The organism is Streptomyces sp. NPDC002537 (assembly GCF_053594975.1).
Map to the genome: position 1 here is coordinate 72393 of NZ_JBSFWT010000008.1, position 13218 is coordinate 85610.

Annotated in this window: 12 protein-coding genes; 7 read left to right on the forward strand and 5 right to left on the reverse strand. The window is 71.2% G+C overall.

What is annotated here, in order from left to right; translation table 11 throughout:
• The first annotated feature begins 337 nt into the window (after window positions 1-337).
• Window positions 338-1615 carry a serine--tRNA ligase gene (serS, locus tag ACWD4A_RS06070; protein WP_451190032.1) on the forward strand — a complete coding sequence of 426 codons (1278 nt, stop codon included), beginning with the start codon at window positions 338-340 and terminating at the stop codon, window positions 1613-1615.
• Window positions 1612-2424, forward strand: coding sequence for an HAD family hydrolase (locus ACWD4A_RS06075; protein ID WP_451190034.1), 813 nt, complete (start codon window positions 1612-1614; stop codon window positions 2422-2424). Before serS ends, ACWD4A_RS06075 begins: the two co-directional genes overlap by 4 nt.
• Before the next feature lie 228 nt (window positions 2425-2652).
• On the opposite strand, the gene ACWD4A_RS06080 is transcribed toward ACWD4A_RS06075, so the two are convergent.
• Window positions 2653-3357 (reverse strand): rhomboid-like protein, encoded by a 705-nt coding sequence (locus tag ACWD4A_RS06080; RefSeq protein WP_451190036.1) that lies wholly within the window; start codon window positions 3355-3357, stop codon window positions 2653-2655.
• An 80-nt stretch (window positions 3358-3437) separates the two neighbouring features.
• Here ACWD4A_RS06080 and ACWD4A_RS06085 point away from each other — a divergent pair, with 80 nt between their 5' ends.
• From ACWD4A_RS06085 to ACWD4A_RS06095, 3 genes are all read left to right on the forward strand, one after another.
• The gene (locus ACWD4A_RS06085) at window positions 3438-4148 is read left to right on the forward strand and encodes a FadR/GntR family transcriptional regulator (RefSeq protein WP_451190038.1); all 711 of its coding nucleotides are present in this window, start codon (window positions 3438-3440) and stop codon (window positions 4146-4148) included.
• A gap of 168 nt (window positions 4149-4316) precedes the next feature.
• Window positions 4317-5618, forward strand: a complete 1302-nt coding sequence (locus ACWD4A_RS06090; protein WP_451190040.1) for a CynX/NimT family MFS transporter — start codon at window positions 4317-4319, stop codon at window positions 5616-5618.
• A 64-nt stretch (window positions 5619-5682) separates the two neighbouring features.
• A complete protein-coding gene (locus tag ACWD4A_RS06095) occupies window positions 5683-6642 on the forward strand; it encodes an aminoglycoside phosphotransferase family protein (RefSeq protein ID WP_451190041.1) in 960 nt (319 codons plus the stop codon).
• 75 nt (window positions 6643-6717) lie between these two features.
• On the opposite strand, the gene ACWD4A_RS06100 is transcribed toward ACWD4A_RS06095, so the two are convergent.
• From ACWD4A_RS06100 to ACWD4A_RS06115, 4 genes are read right to left on the reverse strand one after another with little or no spacing between them, the layout of a single operon-like run.
• On the reverse strand, window positions 6718-7437 hold the full coding sequence (locus ACWD4A_RS06100) for an ABC transporter permease (RefSeq protein ID WP_451190043.1): 720 nt from the start codon (window positions 7435-7437) through the stop codon (window positions 6718-6720).
• A 16-nt stretch (window positions 7438-7453) separates the two neighbouring features.
• A complete protein-coding gene (locus tag ACWD4A_RS06105; protein WP_451190045.1) occupies window positions 7454-8365 on the reverse strand; it encodes an ABC transporter ATP-binding protein in 912 nt (303 codons plus the stop codon).
• 49 nt (window positions 8366-8414) lie between these two features.
• The gene (locus ACWD4A_RS06110) at window positions 8415-9314 is read right to left on the reverse strand and encodes an ABC transporter permease subunit (protein WP_451190047.1); all 900 of its coding nucleotides are present in this window, start codon (window positions 9312-9314) and stop codon (window positions 8415-8417) included.
• Entirely contained in the window at window positions 9304-10287 is a 984-nt protein-coding gene (locus ACWD4A_RS06115; protein WP_451190048.1) for an ABC transporter ATP-binding protein, read from the reverse strand. Before ACWD4A_RS06115 ends, ACWD4A_RS06110 begins: the two co-directional genes overlap by 11 nt.
• A gap of 235 nt (window positions 10288-10522) precedes the next feature.
• Between ACWD4A_RS06115 and ACWD4A_RS06120 the strand changes: the two genes are divergently transcribed.
• Window positions 10523-11389 (forward strand): M24 family metallopeptidase, encoded by an 867-nt coding sequence (locus tag ACWD4A_RS06120; protein ID WP_451190051.1) that lies wholly within the window; start codon window positions 10523-10525, stop codon window positions 11387-11389.
• Window positions 11386-13209: an SDR family oxidoreductase gene (locus ACWD4A_RS06125; protein WP_451190053.1), complete on the forward strand. Its 1824-nt coding sequence runs from the start codon at window positions 11386-11388 to the stop codon at window positions 13207-13209. The genes ACWD4A_RS06120 and ACWD4A_RS06125 overlap by 4 nt, the downstream gene beginning before the upstream one ends.
• The last annotated feature ends 9 nt before the right edge of the window (window positions 13210-13218 follow it).

Below are 13218 nucleotides of genomic sequence, written 5' to 3' on the forward strand. Positions count from 1 at the left end.
ACTAGGCGAGGGTTTGGTCAAGCAATCCACGACATAGGACAGACCCGGCTGGAATGTTCGATTCCGGCGTCCACAGATTTCACACACAGCCTGTGGACAAAGAAAACGGAGGGTCTGAGTCCTGTGGACAACAACTCCGTCAACTCCCGCCCCCCGCAAGGCGGATCACCGTACCGCGACGCCCCTATGCCCCATTTCGCGAAAAGCGCTGGAATTTCCCGACGCTGACGCACGCCCGGTTATTCACAGCCTTTTCCACTCCCACCAAAATGGGGCAAATCATAACGAAGAGGAATATCGCGTCGAGTGATCGCGCCCGCAACGGTAGCCTGGTGGGGTGATTGACCTTCGCCTGCTTCGTGAGGACCCCGACCGTGTGCGCGCCTCCCAGCGCGCCCGTGGAGAGGACGTCGACGTCGTCGACGCGCTGCTCTCCGCCGACGAACGGCGCAGGTCGTCCAGCGTCCGCTTCGACGAACTCCGCTCCGAGCAGAAGGCGCTCGGCAAGCTCATCCCCAAGGCCACCGGTGACGAGAAGGCCGGGCTGCTGAAGAAGGCCGGCGAACTGTCCGCCGCCGTCAAGGCCGCCGACGCCGAGCAGGACGAGGCCGCCGCCGAGGCGCAGCGCCTGCTGCTGCAGATCGGCAACCTGGTCCACCCGGACGTGCCGCGCGGCGGCGAGGACGACTTCGTCGTCCTGGAGACCGTCGGCACCCCGCGCGACTTCGCCGCCGAGGGCTTCGAGCCCAAGGACCACCTGGAGCTCGGCCAGGCGCTCGGCGCCATCGACGTCGAGCGCGGCGCCAAGGTGTCCGGCTCCCGCTTCTACTACCTGACGGGCGTCGGCGCGCTGCTGGAGCTCGCCCTGGTCAACGCCGCCATCGCGCAGGCCACGGCGGCCGGTTTCACGCCGATGCTCACGCCCGCGCTGGTCAAGCCGCGCGCCATGGAGGGCACCGGCTTCCTCGGCCAGGCCGCGCAGGACGTCTACCACCTGGAGAAGGACGACTTCTACCTGGTGGGCACCTCCGAGGTGCCGCTCGCGGCGTACCACATGGACGAGATCCTGGACGCGTCGCAGCTCCCGCTGCGTTACGCGGGCTTCTCGCCGTGCTTCCGCCGCGAGGCCGGCACGTACGGCAAGGACACCCGCGGCATCTTCCGCGTGCACCAGTTCGACAAGGTCGAGATGTTCTCGTACATCGCGCCGGAGGACTCCGAGGCGGAGCACGCGCGCCTGCTGGAGTGGGAGAAGCAGTGGCTGAACAGCCTCGAGCTGCCCTACCAGGTGATCGACGTGGCCACGGGCGACCTGGGCTCCTCCGCCTCGCGCAAGTTCGACTGCGAGGCCTGGATCCCGACGCAGGGCAAGTACCGCGAGCTGACCTCGACGTCGAACTGTGACGAGTTCCAGTCCCGCCGTCTGTCGGTGCGCGTCCGCGAGGGCAAGAACGTCCGCCCGCTGGCGACGCTCAACGGCACGCTGTGTGCCGTCCCGCGCACGATCGTGGCGCTCCTGGAGAACCACCAGCAGGCCGACGGCTCCGTGCGCGTGCCCGAGGTCCTCCGCCCGTACCTGGGCGGCCGTGAGGTCCTGGAGCCGGTCGCCCGGTGACCGACACGAGCGAGCTGCCCTTCCGTCTGATCGCGACCGATCTCGACGGCACGCTGTTGCGCTCCGACGACACCGTCTCGGAGCGCACGCGTGCGGCGCTCCGCCGGGTGACGGCCGCGGGCGCCTCGCACATCATCGTCACCGGGCGCTCGGTCCCGTGGACGAAGCACATCCTGGACGCCCTGGACTACCAGGGCCTGGCGGTGTGCGGCCAGGGTGCGCAGGTCTACCACGCGGGCGAGCACAGGCTGCTGACGTCCGTGACGCTGGACCGGCAGCTCGCCGGTCTGGCGCTCGCCAAGATCGAGGCGGAGGTCGGTCCGCTGTACCTCGCCGCCAGCCGTGACGGCATGGACGGCGAGGTGCTGATCGGCCCCGGCTACCGCATCCAGGAGGGCCCGCTCCCGGCGATCCCGATCACGGACCCCGCCGAGCTGTGGGCCGCGCCCCTCAACAAGCTCTATCTCCAGCACCCGGGGCTGGGCGACGACGGCCTGGCGGAGGTCGCGCGGGCGGTCGCCGGTGACCTGGTGGGCGTGACGATGGCGGGCGCGGGCATCGTCGAACTGCTCCCCCTCGGCCTGAGCAAGGCCACCGGCCTCTCCCTGGCGGCCCGCCGCCTGGGCATGAAGGCCGCCGACACGATCGCCTTCGGCGACATGCCGAACGACGTGCCGATGTTCGGCTGGGCCGCCCATGGCGTAGCCATGGCCAATGCCCACCCCGAACTCAAGGCTGTCGCCGACGAGATCACCGCCTCCAACGAGGACGACGGCATCGCGGTCGTCCTGGAGCGCCTTTTCCCCTGACGGGGGTGAGCCGCTTTTCCGGCTGCGGGGCGCGTTCTCGGCTGCGGGCCGTTGCCGCCTGCGGCCGCGTCCTCAATCGCCGGACGGGCTGATTTTGCGGACCGTGGCCTTGGGCCTGCGGGCCGGTCCCGCAGGTTCGCTGCCACGGTCCGCGGATTTCAGCCCGTCCGGCGTTTGAGGACAACGCGGCGAAGCCGTGTTGCGGTGTCCGGGGCGGAGCCCCGCCCGTCAGACCCCCCGGTCGGCGAAAAGGTCCCGTACCCGAGGAACGACCCACGTCCCCCGCCCCCGCGTCAGCGGCCAGCACCCCAACCCGATCGCCACCGAAATCGCATGCCCGAGGTCGGTGTACGTCGCACCGGCGGCGAACGGCACGGCGAAGAAGAGCCCCACCGCCCCCACGTACGCCCACCGCCATGGCCGCGGCACCCGGTACGCCAGCACCCCGGCCGCGGCGGCCAGCCCGTACGACACCCCTATGTCGACAACGTGCTTCATCGAGCGTGGCAACGAGTGGTTCTCGATCGACAGCAGGACGACTTCCTGGCTGATGAGCGTGGCCGCGACGTGCGCGAGGGCGATGGTGAGAAGCCAGCGCCATGTGCCGATCCAGCGCTCCACGTTGGCGTGGAAGAGCTCGAAGAGCACGGCGTACAGCACGAAGGACGACGGGTTCTCGATCCAGAAGCCGCTGATCAGCAGCGACTGCAGAGGATGCCTGTTCAGCTCGTGGATGTTGGAGCTGTTGCGGTGGAGGAGGAAGTTCTCCAGGTCCTGGCTCGCCGCGGCGATCACCAGGCTGGTGACGCCGATGATGAGCAGCCAGATATGGGTGCCGGGGGCCGACACGATCCAGGCCCGTACGCCGGCGCCCAGCCGACCGCAGGCGGCCGCCCAACGGTCGGCGGCGCCGGAACCGTCCCGTTTCACCATTCGACGGTAGCCGGGACCCACCGGTTTCGCAGTTGTAGGATGATTGGGCAACCGGGTGAACAGAGGCGAGGAGCGACGGCATGGCACTGCGAGCGGCGGGACGGCAGTCCCTGGTGGACACCGTCGTGGACCAGTTGCGCGCACAGGTGGCCGCCGGGGAGTGGAAGGTCGGCGAGCGCATCCCGACCGAGCACGCACTCGCCGAACAGCTCCAGGTCGGGCGGAACACCGTCCGCGAGGCCGTCCGCGTGCTCGTACACGCCGGGATGCTGCGCTCGCGCCAGGGCGAGGGCACGTTCGTCGTCTCCATGGCCGACCCCGCGGAGATCATGCGCGGCGTGCAGCGCGCCGGGGTCCGGGACGTCCTGGAGCTCCGCATCGCCCTGGAGGCGGAGGCCGCGCGCCTCGCGGCGCTGCGCCACGAGCCCGCCGACCTGGAGCGGATGCGGGCGGCGCTGGAGGCGCAGACGGCGTTCGAGGACGGCGAGGGCCAGCCCGACTCGGGCAACCTGGAGCTCTACGCGGACCACGACATCGAGTTCCACATGGCGGTCGTGGCGGCCGCCCACAACAGCGCGCTGACCGCCACGTACTCCTGGTTCAGCAGCTCGGTGCGCGAGGCGCTGGTCACCGCGCTCGGCGACCGGGAGATGCCGCGCATCGTCCACGGCGACCATCACGCCCTGCTGACCGCCATCGCGTCCGGCGACCCGGACGCGGCCGCGCAGGCCTGCCGTTCGCTGCTGGAGCGGCCGAAGCAGGCAGTGGAATCACTCCTCGCGGAGGACTGACGCCGCCCTTGGCGTACGGCCCCGGCCTACGGCCCTTGGCGTACGGCCTCTGACGTACGGCCCTGACGTACGGAACAGCGCCATCCGGTTTGTTCCCGTACGGCCCGCAGGGGCACCCGCTCCCGTACGCCCGCACACCCCACGCACAACCCCATCGGAAAGGCCCCCATGTCGGAGACGAGGTCGCACGCACCGCAGATCGACGCGGAACGGGCCACGGAAGAAACCGTGGTCGCCCGGGAACTCGCACCACCCGCCGCGGCCGCCCGGCGGCTGCGGGCCCATCCGCTGCTCGTCCTGCTGGGCATCGTCCTGGCCTCGCTCAACATGCGGGCCGCACTGGCCGGGGTGTCGCCCCTGGTCGGTGAGATCGGGGACCACTTCCACCTGGCGGCGACCGCGAGCAGCCTGGTGACCACCATTCCGCTCGTCTTCATGGGACTCGGCTCGATCGTCGCGCCGAAACTGGCCCGCCGGTGGGGCACCGAGGCCGTGCTGTGCGGCGCGCTCGCCCTGCTGTGCGGCGGCATCCTGCTGCGCGTCGCACCGCCGGTCGTCGCGCTGTTCGCCGGCTGCGCGCTCGTCGGCACGGCGATAGCCCTGCTCAACGTGCTGATGCCCGGACTGATCAAGCGGGACTTCCCCGAGCGGGCGGCGGGCATGACCGCGCTCTACTCGACCGCCATGATCCTCGGCGCTACCGTCTCCGCCGCCACCGCCGTGCCGCTGGAGGACGCCCTCGGCGGCTGGCGGGGCTCCCTCGCCTCCTGGGCGGTGCTGGCGGCCGTCGCGGCGGCCGTGTGGCTCCCGCAGGTCGTCATCACGCGCCGCGCCGCCCAGGAGGCCACCGCGGGCGGCCGGAGCGCCCCGGCAGCGGCCGGGCCCGCCGCCGCGGACGCGCCGAAGCTCACCCGCACTCCACTGGCCTGGCAGATCACCCTCTTCATGGGCTCCCAGTCGCTGGTCGCGTACGTCGTCATCGCCTGGCTGCCGACGATCTTCACCGACCACGGGATGAGCAAGGCGCAGGCCGGTCTCGTCTTCGCGTTCAGCACCCTGGTCCAGGCGGTCGGGTCGTTCGTCGTGCCGATGCTGGCGGGCCGGATGCGCTCCCAGCGGCCCCTGGTGGTCGGCGTGGTGGCCCTGATGACCGCGGGTGTGGCCGGACTGCTCGTGGCACCGGTCGGCGGCGCCTGGCTCTGGGCGACGCTGTACGGCATCGGGCAGGGCGGCACACTGGGGCTCGCGCTGACGATGATGGTGCTGCGCACCCGTGACGCGCACACGGCGGCCCGGCTGTCGGGCATGGCACAGACCTGGGGCTACCTGCTCGCAGCCGTCGGTCCGTTCGCCCTCGGCGCCGTCCACCAGTTGACCGGCGGCTGGACCGTGCCGATCGTGGTGTTGCTGGTGGTGTGCGCCGGGCTGATGACACTCGGGCTCGGCGCGGGGCGCGATCGGAAGATCTGAGACGTTGGGAGGGCAGGGCGGTTCTCCCCGGAACCTCCCACCCGTCGCGAGGAGAGCGTCACCCATGTACGTGCCTTCCCGGATCACCGTCCCCGCCGAACTGGCCGGATTCCACGCGACCTTCGACGGGGACGTGGGCCGCGCCTGGGTCGCCGCCCTGCCGGAGCTGGCCGCCGAGTTCCTGGACCGCTGGGATCTGCGGCTCGACGGTCCCGCGTCGCACGGGATGGTCGCGCTCGTCCTGCCCGTACGCCGCGCGGACGGCACCCCGGCGGCCCTCAAGCTCCAGCCGCTGACCGACGAGAGCGTCGACGAACCCGCCGCGCTGCGGGCCTGGGGCGGCGACGGCGCGGTCGCCCTCCTCGACCACGACGCCGGGTCCGGCACGATGCTGCTGGAACGGCTGGACGCCGAGCGCTCCCTGCTGTCCGTGCCGGACGCGGAGGACGCGCTGCGGACGCTCTCCGAACTGCTCGCCCGGCTGCTGAAGACTCCCCCGCCGGCCGGGATGCGCACCCTGACGGACATCGCGGGCGCGATGCTCGCGGAGGTGCCGGCGGCTCTCCCGGCCGTGCCCGACGCCGCCGAGCGGCGGCTGGTGGCCGACTGCGCCGCGGCCGTACGGGAGGTGTCCGGTGAGCCCGTGCCGGACGGGCGGCTGCTGCACTGGGACCTGCACTACGCGAACGTGCTGGCGCCGCTGCCGGGTTCCGAGCGGGAGCCCTGGCTCGCCATCGACCCCAAGCCGCTGGTGGGCGACCCCGGCTTCGATCTGCTGCCCGCCCTGCACGACCGCTGGGAGGACGTCACCGCGACCGGTGACGTACGGCGGGCCGTCCTGCGGCGCTTCGACCTGATGACCGAAGTGGTCGGTCTGGACCGGCGGCGCGCCGCACGGTGGTCGCTCGGGCGGGTGCTCCAGAACGCCCTGTGGGAGATAGAGGACACCGAGTCCGGCGAGGCGGTCAGCCTCGCGTCCAACCAGTTGGAGATAGCACGGGTGTTGCTGGACGCCCGCGTGTGAGGCGCCATGTGCAAGGGCGGCATGCGTAAGGGGCGGCCTCCGGGGAGACCGCCCCTTACACCCGGCGCTCCGGGTTCACTCCTCCCCGGCGAGCGTGAGCGTGCGCAGCTTCCGGCTCGCGTACCAGGTCGCCGCGACGGTGACGGCGACCAGCAGGGTGAGTCCGAGGGGCAGGCCGACGTCCGAGGAGATCGCGCCGTCCGCGCCGATCTTCTGGGCGAGGGCGAGGGACCACTGCTGGACGCTGAGCGTGCGGGCGCCCGGGATGAGGCTGCCGAAGAGGGACTCCCACACCAGGGCATAGACGAGACCGGCCACGACGGCGTGCCGGGTGACGGTGCCCAGCAGCAGGAAGATCGCGCTGTAGGCGACGGAGGCGACCGCCGCGGCCACCGCGTAGGCGACCGCGATCTGCTGGCTGTTGCCGTTGAGCAGGTAGCCCGCGATCAGGGTGGGCACCGCCGAGAAGGCCGCGGTGACGCCGATGGCGACGATCAGCTTGGTGATGATGACGGTGTGGCGCGCGACGGGCTTGGAGAGGAGGTAGACCACGGAGCCGTCGTCGATCTCCGGGCCGATCGCGCCCGTTCCGGCGACCACGCCGATGAGCGGCACCATGGTGGCGAGCGCGAAGCCGCCCAGGACGTTGACGGCGGTGCCGTCGTCGGCCCCGGTCAGCATCCGGATGGCGGCGGAGATGACGATGAGGAGCGCGGGGAGCGCGAAGAGGATGACGGCACGGCGGCGCCCCAGGAGGCCCCGGTAGGTGAGCCGTGCGACGGTCGGGTGGTACATGGCGTCAGGGCTCCTTTCAGGCCGCTACGAGGTAGGAGAAGACCGATTCCAGGGACTCGTCGGAGGGCGAGACCGTGAGGAGCCGGATGCCGTACGCGCGGGCGACGCGCGGCAGCAGGGTGGTGAAGCGGTCGAAGTCGACGGCCTGGACGCGCAGGGCGCCTTCCTGGACGTCCACTTCGATGCCCGAGGTGGACGGGTCGGCGATGAGCGCGGCGGCCAGGGCCCGGTCGTCGCTGGAGCGCACGAGGTAGCGGTGCGGGCGGTCCGTCATCAGCCGGCGGATCTTGCGGAAGTCGCCGGAGGCGGCGTGCCGTCCGGCGACGACGACCTCGATGTGGGCGGCGAGCTGTTCGACCTCTTCGAGGATGTGGGAGGAGAACAGCACGGTACGGCCGTCCGCCCCCATCGTCCGCAGCAGCTCCATCAGTTGCATGCGCTGCCGCGGGTCCATGCCGTTGAACGGTTCGTCGAGGAGCAGCACGGACGGCTCGTGGACGAGCGCGGAGGCCATCTTCACCCGCTGGCGCATGCCCTTGCTGTAGGTGTCGATCCTGCGGTCCTGCGCGTACTCCATCTCGACCGTGGCGAGCGCCCGTCGGGCCTCCTTCGCGCCCAGGCCGTGCAGTTCGGCGTTGGCGCGGACGAACTCCAGGCCGGTGAGGAAGTCGTACATCGCCTCGCGCTCGGGGACGATGCCGATGTGGCGGTAGATCTGCTCGTTGCGCCAGACGGCCTGCCCGTCGAGGGTCACCGTGCCGGTGGAGGGGGCGAGGAAGCCGCCCATCATGTTGATGAGCGTGGACTTCCCGGCGCCGTTGGGCCCGAGGAGGCCGGTGACGCCGGGGCCGATGGTCATGGAGACGTCGTTGACGGCGACCACGTTGCCGAACCAGCGCGAGACGTTGTCGATGGTGATGGTTGTCATGGGCGCGGCCCATTCCTTCGCGGAGTGGTGGTGGGCGACTGCCGGTCGGTCACAGTCCGGCCTTTCGGTAGCGGCGCATCAGCAGCCCGTACGACCCGGCGATCAGCGCGAGCAGCACGGCGACGTAGACGACGCCGGTCGCGGCGTCCGGGCCGTGGTTGCCGGGGAAGGCGGACGTGGCGGAGAGGAAGGCCGTCTGGACGCCGTCGATGAGGGTGACCGGCGAGAACAGGCCGATCCAGCTGATGGCGCCGGTGTTGTCGCGGTCGAGGGCGATGCCCTGGACGGTGGTGACGGCGCCGTAGGAGATCGTCAGCACGGCGATGACGGCGGCGACGCCGAAGCCGCGGCGCGGTGTGACGGCGGCGACCACCAGCCCGATTCCGGCGAAGAGGAGCGACAACAGGGCCACGGACACCAGTCCTTGGGCGAATCCCTTCGTCTGCGTGGCGAAGTCCAGCTTGGCGAGCAGGGCGCCCACGTAGAGGATCAGCAGCGGCGCGGCGGTGAGGATGAACAGGGCCGAGGCCATCGCGGCGAACTTGGCCACCACGTAGTCGACGCGTTCGATGGGCCGCGAGAAGTACAGCGGCACCGTTTTGAAGCGCAGGTCGCGCGAGACGGACTGCGGGGCCTGGGCGGCGAGGTAGAGGCCGATGACGGCCTGGAGGATGATCGCGTAACGCGTGTACTCCACGGGCAGCTTGGTCATCTTCGTCGTCACGGTGACGGCGACCATGATGGCGGCGGGGACGCACATCACACCGAAGAGGATCATCGGCAGGACCTTGGACTTCGCGGAGCGCCCGAGGCCGTAGGCGCCGCGCAGGCTCTGCGAGAACAGCGAGCGGCGGGCGTAGGCGCGCCCGAGGCGGGCTCCGGAGTAGTTGCGGTAACCGATGTTGTGGATGACGTCCTGGGCGGGCGCCGTGATGCTCTCAGGCGGCATCGGAGCTGCCCCTTTCGTGTGCGCTGTCGGCGGTCTGGAAGACCTCCGCGATGCGGTGCCTGCGCTGTTCCATGCGGATCAGGCCGAGACCGAGGTCGGCCACCGCGTCGCGCACCGTGTCGTACGTCCCGTCGCCGGTGACGTCCACCAGGAGGACGTGGCCGGAGCCCGCGGCGGCGAACTCCGCGGTGCGGCCCACGGGCTGGACGGTGAGGCCGGCGGCGGACAGCGCCCCGAGGAGGGCGCCGGTGCCGTCCGGGTGCGTGTCGGAGTCCGTGACCTCGACCGCGATGGAGCCGGTGGCCTGCGTGAACTCGTCCGTGGACGAGGAGCGCAGCAGCTTCCCGCCGTCGATGACGACGACCTGGTCGCAGGTGCGCTCCAGTTCGCCGAGAAGGTGCGAGGTGACCAGGACCGAGATGCCGAAGTCGGTGTGTACGCGACGGATCAGGGCGAGCATCTCGTCGCGGCCGACCGGGTCGAGGCCGTTGGTCGGCTCGTCCAGCAGCACCAGTTGCGGGTCGTGCACGAGTGCCTGCGCCAGCTTCACCCGCTGCTTCATGCCGGTCGAGTAGCCGCCGATGGGACGGTACCGCTCCTCGTAGAGGCCGACGTGGCGCAGGGTGTCGGCGGTGCGCTCCCGGGCGGCGGTGACCGGCAGACCGGACATCCGCGCCATGTGGACGACGAATTCGGTCGCCGACACGTCCGGCGGCAGGCAGTCGTGCTCGGGCATGTAGCCGACCCGCTCGCGGATGGCGCCACCCTCGGTCGCCACGTCGAGACCGAGCACGGTGGCGCGGCCCTCGGTGGCCGGGGACAGCCCCAGCAGAATCTTGATCAGCGTGGACTTGCCTGCCCCGTTGGCACCCACCAGGCCGGTCACGCCCGGCGCGATGTCGACGGAGAGCCGGTCGAGCGCGGTCACCCGGGGGTACCGCTTGCTGAGGCTTTCGGTAGCGATCACAGTCACCCCTCCACGCTAGGTTCGCGCGGAACGGCGGTCGTCAGCCCAGATGACGGGATGTGTGTAGTCCTCGGGTCTGACGCTCCCCCTACGAGGGAGGGAGAGGCGGGGTTACCGAAAGTTATCCACAGGCCGTGCATATGTCTTGACGTAGCCGCCGGGCATTGTCACATTCATCAGTGTCAAGTTGCGGACGCTCCTCCGGCCTCGGGTCCGGGGGCCCGGCAGGCGGGACGGACGAGTGACGACGGCATCGGCGGCGACATCGGCGGCACCCCGGGAACTCACCGCGGAATTGCGGGGGTTCCGGGAAGTGCAGCGCCTCGCGTACGACTGTGCGGAAGCGGTGGCCGCGCAGCTGAGACCGGGGGTGACCGAGCGCGAGGCGGCGCGGATGCAGCGGGACTGGCTGCGCGACCGCGGCGTGCGGGACTGGTTCCACCTGCCCTTCGCCTGGTTCGGGGACCGCACGGCCTTCGCCGGCTTCCGGGTGCCGCTCCAGTTCTTCCCGACGGACCGGAAGCTGGAGCCGGGGATGCCGTTCATCCTCGACATGGCCCCGGTCCACGGCGGTTTCACGGCCGACATCGGCTACTCGGGCTGCCTCGGACCCCATCCGCTGCACGACCGGATGATGACGGACCTGCGGGCGCACCGGGAGCTGATCCTGCGCGAGGTCCGTGAGCGGCGCACCCTCCGGGAGATCTACGAGGACGTGGACCGGCTCATGGGCCGACAGGGATACGCCAACCGGCACCGCGCCTATCCCTTCGGGGTGATCGCGCACAAGGTGGGCGCGGTGCGGCAGCGCCGCTGGTCACCACATCTGTTCGGGTTCGGCACCCAGGCGTTGAAGGGGCTCGCCGCCGACGCCGTCCGCGGGCACCGCGAGGGCTGGTCGCCACTGTGGAGTCCGCACCGCTTCTCCGACCACCCGCCCCGGCCGGGCCTGTGGGCGGTCGAACCCCACCTCGGCTTCCGGGGCACGGGCGCGAAGTTCGAGGAGCTCCTGGTGGTCACCGACTCCCGGGACCCCGAGGAGAGCGCCTTCTGGCTCGACGACGACCTGCCGCACGTGCGGCGCACCCAGGAGGAGATCGCCGCATGAACCGGAACGGGAATGGGAACGGCGCCGGGCTCGAGGGCGCGCGCGAGCGGTGGGTGCGTACGGGCGGAATCGAGCTGTGCGTCGCCGAGTTGGGGGACGCCGAGCGCCCCACGGTGGTGTTGCTGCACGGCTATCCGGACAGCAAAGAGGTCTGGTCGGCGGTGGCCGAGCGCCTGCGGGACCGCTTCCACGTCGTGCTGTACGACGTGCGCGGCTGCGGGCGTTCCTCCGCGCCCCGGCCGCTGCGGGGCGGCTTCACCCTGGAGAAGCTCACGGACGACTTCCTGGCGGTGGCGGACGCGGTGAGCCCGGACGCCCCCGTGCACCTGGTCGGGCACGACTGGGGTTCCGTGCAGGGCTGGGAGTTCGCGACGGTGCGGCGCACCGAGGGGCGGATCGCCTCCTTCACTTCCATCTCGGGCCCGGCCCTCGACCACCTCGCCCTGTGGGCGAGGAAGCGGATGTCGCGGCCGACCCCGCGCAGGGTGGCCCAGTTGCTCAACCAGGGAGCCCGGTCCTGGTACGTGTCCGCGCTGCACACACCGGGCCTGCCGGAGGCGATGATGCGGGGGCCGCTGATGAAGCAGTGGCCGAAGATGCTGGAGCGCATGGAGAAGCTGCCCAGTGACACCTATCCGACGTCGTCGCTGAGCAGGGACGCCGCGAACGGCGCGTGGCTCTACCGCGACAACATCCGTCCCCGGCTGCGCCGGCCGCGCACGGACGCCTACGCACATGCGCCGGTGCAACTGATCACTCCGACCGGTGACACCTTCCTGTCCGTGCGGATCCACGACGATCTCGACGAGTGGGCACCGCGGCTCGTGCGGCACACGCTGGCCGCCAAGCACTGGGTGCCGCGGACACGACCGGACCAACTGTCCTCCTGGATCGGTGAGTTCGTGACGGCCCACGAGCGGGGCGGAGCGGGCGCGGCGGGCACTGCCGGGCCGGGCGGCGCGGGAGTGGGCGAGGCCGTGGACAACAGCCCGTACGCGCAGGCGTTCGGCGGGCGCCTAGTGCTGGTGACCGGCGCGGCCAGCGGCATCGGCCGGGCCACCGCGTTCGCCTTCGCGGAGGCGGGCGCACGGGTCGTCGCCGTCGACCGCGACCCGGAGGGCGCGATCCGTACCGCCGAGATGGCCCGGCTGATCGGCGCCCCCGAGGCGTGGGGCGAGTGCGTCGACGTCGCCGACGAACAGGCGATGGAGAAGCTGGCGGCGAAGGTCGCCGCCGAGTACGGCGTGGTGGACGTGCTGGTCAACAACGCCGGGATCGGCCTGGGCGGATCCTTCATGGACACCTCGACGGAGGATTGGCGACGGGTCCTCGACGTCAATCTGTGGGGGGTCATCCACGGCTGCCGGACCTTCGGCAGGCAGATGGCGGAGCGCGGGCAGGGCGGCCACATCGTCAACACCGCTTCCGCCGCGGCCTTCCAGCCCTCCAAGGCCCTCGCGGCCTACGCCACCTCCAAGGCGGCCGTGCTGATGCTCAGCGAGAGCCTCCGCGCCGAGCTGGCCGGGCAGGGCATCGGCGTCACCGCGATCTGCCCCGGCGTGATCAACACCAACATCACCAGGACCTCGCGCTTCGCGGGCGTCCCGGAGGAGGAGCAGCAGCGCCGCAGGGACCGGGTGACCAGGCTGTACGCGAAGCGCAACTACCCGCCGGAGAAGGTCGCCGACGCCGTCCTGCGCGCCGTTCTCCGCAACCAGGCCGTCGTCCCGGTCGCCCCCGAGGCGCACGCCGCCCACTTCATGTCCCGTTTCACGCCGCGACTGCTGCGCGCCGTCGCGCGGCTCGACCCGCCGGTATAGCGGAAGCCC

Coding starts and splice junctions, on each gene's coding strand:
- ACWD4A_RS06080 (WP_451190036.1), bottom strand. CDS start 3,357: ATGGTGAAACGGGACGGTTCCGGCGCCGCCGACCGTTGGGCGGCCGCC.
- ACWD4A_RS06085 (WP_451190038.1), top strand. CDS start 3,438: ATGGCACTGCGAGCGGCGGGACGGCAGTCCCTGGTGGACACCGTCGTG.
- ACWD4A_RS06090 (WP_451190040.1), top strand. CDS start 4,317: ATGTCGGAGACGAGGTCGCACGCACCGCAGATCGACGCGGAACGGGCC.
- ACWD4A_RS06095 (WP_451190041.1), top strand. CDS start 5,683: ATGTACGTGCCTTCCCGGATCACCGTCCCCGCCGAACTGGCCGGATTC.
- ACWD4A_RS06100 (WP_451190043.1), bottom strand. CDS start 7,437: ATGTACCACCCGACCGTCGCACGGCTCACCTACCGGGGCCTCCTGGGG.
- ACWD4A_RS06105 (WP_451190045.1), bottom strand. CDS start 8,365: ATGACAACCATCACCATCGACAACGTCTCGCGCTGGTTCGGCAACGTG.
- ACWD4A_RS06110 (WP_451190047.1), bottom strand. CDS start 9,314: ATGCCGCCTGAGAGCATCACGGCGCCCGCCCAGGACGTCATCCACAAC.
- ACWD4A_RS06125 (WP_451190053.1), top strand. CDS start 11,386: ATGAACCGGAACGGGAATGGGAACGGCGCCGGGCTCGAGGGCGCGCGC.